The following is a 4,849-nucleotide window of genomic DNA, read 5'->3' on the forward strand; positions in this document are numbered from 1 at the left end:
ACGACATCGCGCACAAGGATATTCAGGCCCAATCCTTTTAGGGATGCCCCGAACTCTGCTGGCCCGACTGTTTCGAAATCCATGTCACCTGCTCCTAACTTGCGCTAAATGAGATGCTTGAACATCAACCAAAGCCGTGTCAACCTTGCACATGAGCGAAACACCTATCAAAACATGGGCGCAAGCAGCCCCCAAATTGGTCGCCGTCGCAGCAGGACGCGCTGCCGCTGACCTTGTGATCAAGGGCGGCACTTGGGTAAACGTCCACACGCGCGAGTGCCTTGAAAACCACGATCTAGCTATTGCCGATGGGCGCTTTGCTTATTGCGGGCCTGACGCGTCACATTGCATTGGACCTGAGACAGACATCATCGAGGCCAATGGCCGGTACATGATCCCCGGTTTGTGCGACGGACACATGCACATCGAATCTGGCATGCTAACCCCCGCAGAATTTGCAGCTGCCGTTATTCCCCACGGTACGACATCCATGTTCACCGACCCCCACGAGATCGCCAATGTTTTGGGCCTTGAGGGCGTGCGCATGATGCATGACGAAGCCTTGATGCAGCCGATCAACATATTCACGCAGATGCCGTCTTGTGCACCGTCAGCACCGGGACTGGAAACGACAGGTTTCGAGATTTCAGCTGAGGATGTCGCAGAGGCCATGGCATGGCCCGGTATCATCGGTCTGGGCGAGATGATGAATTTTCCCGGTGTCGTGAACGGTGATCCGCAGATGTTGGCTGAGATCGCAGCAACCCAGAATGCCGGCAAGACAGTTGGCGGGCACTATGCGTCGCCCGACCTTGGTCCTGCGTTCCATGCATATGCGGCCGGTGGTCCTGCAGACGACCACGAAGGCACGTGCGAGGCTGACGCGATTGCGCGTGTGCGCCAAGGGATGCGCCATATGATGCGGCTTGGTTCTGCGTGGTATGATGTGGAGAGCCAGATCACGGCTGTTACTAAAAAGGGCCTCGATTCGCGTAGTTTTATTCTGTGTACCGATGATAGCCATTCTGGAACGATCGTGAACGAGGGCCATATGAACCGCGTTGTGCGTCATGCGATTGAATGCGGATGTGACCCCGTGATCGCACTGCAAATGGCGACGATTAATACAGCGACCCACTTTGGGTTGGAGCGCGAATTAGGGTCCATTGCACCAGGTCGACGCGCGGATGTTATCCTCACCTCTGATTTGAAAACCGTGCCGATTGAACACGTGATTGCACGCGGTCAAACCGTTGCACGTGACGGTGTTTGCGAAGTTAAGTGTCCGCATTACGATTGGCCGAGCCATGCGCGTGGGACCGTGAACATGGGTTTCGCCAAATCAGCACAGGACTTTGAAATCATCGCCCCTAAGGGCGCAAACACAGTGCGTGCCAACGTGATTGGTGTCGTCGAAAACCAAGCACCAACGAAAGCGCTAAAAGCTGATCTACCTGTTACGGACGGCTTGGTTGAAACGATCGGACAAGACGACATTTGCCAAATTGCTTTGGTCGAACGACATCGGGCTACAGGTGGCGTTGTTAACGGTTTCGTATCTGGCTTTGGGTATGAGGGACCGATGGCGATGGCCTCGACCGTGGCACATGACAGTCACCATATGATTGTCGTTGGAACGGACCGTGCGATGATGGCCGCCGCAGCAAACCGTTTGTCAGAGGTTGGGGGCGGCATCACCGTTTGGAAAAACGGCACCGAACTGGCACTTGTTGAACTGCCCATTGCAGGTCTTATGTCGGACCAACCTGCAGCCGACGTTGCGAAGAAGGCGGACACCATGGTGCAAGCAATGCTTGATTGCGGTTGCTCGCTGAACAACGCCTACATGCAGCATTCATTGCTGGCTTTGGTGGTCATCCCTGAAATCAGGATTTCCGACCGTGGCCTTGTGGATGTCACGAAATTTGAACTGACCCCGCTCTTTGAAAGCTAGGGGCGACTTGAGGATATTATGAACCAACGATCTATTGTTACACCTAAATTGATGCACCCCGAAGCCTACCGCGACCCCAAAAAAGCGGTTGCGCAGCTGATCGTGCTTTACGAGCAAGCCACGACCTTTCTGTGTGAAAAGTTCTCCAAAGCAATGACGGAAGGCCATCCGGGTTATCGCTACCGTGCATTCTATCCAGAAATCCGGGTCACGACGACCAGCTTTGCCAAGATTGATAGCCGACTTAGCTTTGGCCATATCTCTTCACCCGGCACCCATGCGACGACAATCACACAACCAAAGTTGTTCCAGAAGTACCTCGAACAGCAACTCACGCTTTTGATCGAAAACCACGATGTCGTGATTGGCATCGGTGTATCCGACACACCAATTCCGGTACACTTCGCGGTCGCCAATGATGCGCGTATTTCAGTGCCTCAAGATGGCGCTGGCGAATTCACGCTGCGCGATGTGTTCGATGTTCCTGACCTTAGCACCACCAACGATGACATTGTGAACGGAACATACAAGGTTCCCGAAGATGGCACAGAACCGCTAGCCCCGTTTACCGCCCAGCGCGTTGATTATTCACTGGCTCGCTTGTCGCACTACACGGCGACCGATCCTGCGCATTTCCAGAACCATGTGTTATTCACAAACTACCAGTTTTATGTGTCGGAATTCGAAGCCTACGCGCGCTTGCAGCTTGCTGATCCAAAGAGCGGTTACACAAGTTTTGTTAGCACGGGCAATGTCGAGATTACTGATGCAGATGGTGTGATTGAACCCGTTTTAAAAATGCCCCAAATGCCGACCTATCACTTGAAAAAAGACGACGGCAGCGGCATCACTTTGGTCAACATCGGTGTTGGCCCATCCAACGCGAAAACCGCGACGGATCATGTTGCCGTTCTACGCCCACATGCTTGGCTGATGGTGGGTCACTGCGCGGGTTTGCGCAATTCACAAAGCCTTGGTGATTTCGTTCTCGCCCACGCCTATCTGCGTGAAGACCGTGTGCTGGATGATGACTTGCCCGTTTGGGTTCCAATCCCACCACTTGCTGAAATTCAGATTGCCTTGGAAACCGCCGTTGCAGAAGTGACCAAACTTGAAGGATACGATCTGAAACGCATCATGCGCACGGGAACCGTCGCCTCTGTAGATAATCGAAACTGGGAATTGCGCGATCAAAGCGGACCTGTGCAGCGACTGTCCCAATCGCGCGCGGTCGCATTGGATATGGAAAGCGCGACAATTGCAGCAAATGGTTTTCGGTTTCGCGTTCCCTACGGCACACTTCTTTGTGTTTCTGACAAGCCCCTTCACGGTGAATTAAAACTGCCGGGAATGGCCTCTGACTTCTACAAATCACAGGTTGCACGCCACCTGATGATCGGAATTCGCGCGATGGAACGCCTTAGCGAAACACCCCTAGAACGCATCCATAGCCGCAAATTGCGCTCATTTCAGGAGACCGCATTCCTTTAAACTTGCGGAAACCAGCAAAAACACCTGTTTTTTCCACTTTTTTAGCCGTCTATCCGTTGTGCAAAGTGTCAAGATACAGTTAGATGCTTCCTTAGAGGCCCAAGATACGGGCAGTATAGGGAGACCATGAACATGGCAAAACCAATGACAAAGACTCAACTGGTCGCCGCACTGGCTGACGATATGGGTGGCGATAAAAAAGCTGCAGGCGCAGCACTTGATGCAGTATGTGCGCTGATCACACGCGAAGTATCCGGCGGCGGTGCTGTCACACTTCCAGGTGTTGGCAAAATCTATTGCCGTGAACGTCCTGAGCGTATGGTTCGCAACCCAGCAACGGGTGAGCAGATCAAGAAGGACGCGGACAAGGTTGTTAAGATGACAATCGCCAAGGCGCTTAAAGACAGCGTTAACGGCTAATTTTGCATTCGCAATGATTTTCGAGAAGGGTCGCTTTTAAGCGGCCCTTTTTATTTGGAGTGACCCCATGGATATTCGCGCATTGCTCATGGGATTGGCTTTTGCTTTCATGTGGTCAAGCGCATTCACATCCGCACGTATCATCGTCCAAGATGCGCCACCGTTTGCCTCACTTAGTTTACGGTTCTTTCTGTCTGGCTTGATCGGCATCGCGATTGCCAAAGCACTTGGGCAAAGCTGGAAACTAACCGGCGGACAATGGCGCGCAGTCTTCGTGTTCGGCCTATGCCAAAACGCGCTCTACCTCGGGCTAAATTTCTTCGCAATGCAAACGGTACAAGCCTCGCTCGCGTCCATCATCGCGTCCACAATGCCCTTGATCGTTGCGGGTATTGGTTGGGTTTTCTTGAAAGATCGTTTGCCCGTTCAAGGAGTTATCGGTCTGCTGTTAGGCATTGCAGGCGTGGTCTTGATCATGGGTGCGCGCTTTGATGGAAACGCTGACATTTGGGGTATGGCGCTATGTGTTATTGGCGCGCTTGCCCTGAGCATTGCGACACTCGCGATGCGCGGGGCCTCTTCGGGAGGCAACCTATTGATGATTGTTGGCCTGCAAATGCTGGTAGGATCCGCAATCTTAGGTGTCGTTTCCTCCTCTACCGAGACGCTTTATGTAAATCTGTCTTTGCGATGGGTTTTCGCCTTCGGCTATACCACCCTAATCCCAGGGCTTGTTGCGACCTTCATTTGGTTCAGCCTCGTGGAACGCATCGGTGCTGTGCGTGCATCTACCTTTCATTTCCTAAATCCCTTCTTCGGTGTCGCAATTGCAGCGCTTTTGCTCGATGAAGCGTTGGGACGCATGGACATCATCGGGGTGATCATCATCACTGCAGGGATTCTTCTTGTGCAGCTTTCGAAACAAAAACCCACGGGGAATTGAACGTGCCAGAGCACCCCAAGGGGTGACAGCAATAGGTGTCT

4 protein-coding genes are annotated in these 4,849 nt (G+C 52.9%); all 4 read left to right on the plus strand.

Going from position 1 to position 4,849, the window contains the following annotated elements:
* The first annotated feature begins 151 nt into the window (after nucleotides 1–151).
* The 4 genes from ade (at nucleotide 152) to QZ279_RS11290 (ending at nucleotide 4,808) form a co-directional block, all read left to right on the plus strand.
* A complete protein-coding gene (gene ade / locus QZ279_RS11275) occupies nucleotides 152–1,954 on the plus strand; it encodes an adenine deaminase (RefSeq protein ID WP_293450884.1) in 1,803 nt (600 codons plus the stop codon).
* Between the two features lie 18 nt (nucleotides 1,955–1,972).
* Entirely contained in the window at nucleotides 1,973–3,445 is a 1,473-nt protein-coding gene (locus QZ279_RS11280) for an AMP nucleosidase (RefSeq protein WP_293450886.1), read from the plus strand.
* A gap of 132 nt (nucleotides 3,446–3,577) precedes the next feature.
* Nucleotides 3,578–3,865: an HU family DNA-binding protein gene (locus tag QZ279_RS11285; protein ID WP_293450888.1), complete on the plus strand. Its 288-nt coding sequence runs from the start codon at nucleotides 3,578–3,580 to the stop codon at nucleotides 3,863–3,865.
* Nucleotides 3,866–3,932: 67 nt separating this feature from the next.
* A complete protein-coding gene (locus QZ279_RS11290; RefSeq protein ID WP_293450890.1) occupies nucleotides 3,933–4,808 on the plus strand; it encodes a DMT family transporter in 876 nt (291 codons plus the stop codon).
* Nucleotides 4,809–4,849: the final 41 nt, after the last annotated feature.

It is taken from the genome of Planktotalea sp. (assembly GCF_018607965.1).
Classification (GTDB): domain Bacteria; phylum Pseudomonadota; class Alphaproteobacteria; order Rhodobacterales; family Rhodobacteraceae; genus Planktotalea.

Excerpts from the sequence above, each read along its gene's own strand:
- ade (WP_293450884.1), top strand. The coding sequence starts at position 152 with ATGAGCGAAACACCTATCAAAACATGGGCGCAAGCAGCCCCCAAATTG.
- QZ279_RS11280 (WP_293450886.1), top strand. The coding sequence starts at position 1,973 with ATGAACCAACGATCTATTGTTACACCTAAATTGATGCACCCCGAAGCC.
- QZ279_RS11285 (WP_293450888.1), top strand. The coding sequence starts at position 3,578 with ATGGCAAAACCAATGACAAAGACTCAACTGGTCGCCGCACTGGCTGAC.
- QZ279_RS11290 (WP_293450890.1), top strand. The coding sequence starts at position 3,933 with ATGGATATTCGCGCATTGCTCATGGGATTGGCTTTTGCTTTCATGTGG.